General features: G+C 59.0%; 1 protein-coding gene. It reads right to left on the bottom strand.

What is annotated here, in order from left to right; genetic code table 11:
• Positions 1 to 1,231 (bottom strand): homogentisate 1,2-dioxygenase (hmgA, locus tag ACR0IP_RS23155; protein WP_480528158.1); only part of this gene is annotated, 1,231 nt, incomplete at both ends.

The raw sequence follows: 1,231 nt of genomic DNA, 5'->3' as shown, positions 1-1,231 counted from the left end.
ATTTCCTTCCCGGTGTCCCATCGAACTTTTTCTCAAGCGAGGACCAGCAGTCAATATAGTCGTCCTGCAAGGGGGCCTCGGTTGCGGCGAAGGCGGTCAGATGCTGTGGGAAGCGGGTTTCGAACATGAAGGACATGGTGTGATCCAGCTTGTCCGGCCCCAGATTGGCGTTTGAGGCTTTTTCGAACGCTTCGCGATCCGGACCATGCGGGATCATCATGTTGTGCAGGCTCATGCCGCCCGGAACAAAGCCCTGAGGTTTGGCGTCATACTGGCCGTAGATATTGCCCATCAGCTCGGACATGATGTTCTTGTGGTACCATGGCGGGCGGAAGGTGTCTTCGGCCACCATCCAACGCTCGCGGAACAGGACGAAGTCGATATTGGCTGTACCTGGCTGGCCCGAAGGCGCTGTCAGGACGGTAAAAATCGATGGATCCGGGTGGTCGAACAAGATTGCGCCGACCGGGCAATAGGTGCGAAGGTCATATTTGTAGGGCGCATAGTTGCCGTGCCAGGCCACCACGTCCAGCGGGCTATGACCGATCTGAGTGACGTGGAACTGCCCGCACCATTTGATCGTCACGGTCGAAGGCACCTCTCGGTCCTCGAATGCCGCGACAGGTGCTTTGAAGTCGCGCGGATTGGCCATGCAATTGGCACCGATCGGTCCGCGGCCCGGCAGTTCGAATTTCTGCCCGTAATTCTCACAGACAAATCCGCGCGCCGGACCTTCCAGCACTTCAACACGGTAGAGCAACCCGCGCGGCAGGATCGCGATTTCCTGTGGCTCCAGATCAATGATCCCCAGCTCGGTCACAAAGCGCAGGCGGCCGTCTTGCGGCACCACCAGAAGCTCGGAGTCGGCTGAGAAGAAATAGTCATCCACCATCGAGTCGGTGACCAGATAGACATGGCTGGCCATGCCGACCTGCGTGTTCACATCCCCCGCCGTTGTCATGGTGCGCATACCGGTCAGCCAGGTCAAAGAGGCGTCAGAATGCGGAACCGGGTCCCAGCGATACTGACCAAGGCTGATCACATCCGGGTCGATACAGGGCGCGGACTTCCAGTAGGGCAGGTCAATTTTCTCATAGCGATGCGAATGCTTGACCGAAGGGCGAATGCGGTAGCACCACGTCCGCTCGGGTGGATTCGCGGTGAAGGCCGTGCCGCTGAGCTGTTCGCCATAGAGGCCATAGTTGCAGCGCTGCGGGCTGTTCATGCCCTG

It is taken from the genome of Ruegeria sp. AL11, from assembly GCF_056540865.1.
The sequence above is the reverse complement of the archived record's forward strand: the minus strand, read 5'-3'. Positions and strand labels throughout refer to the sequence as shown.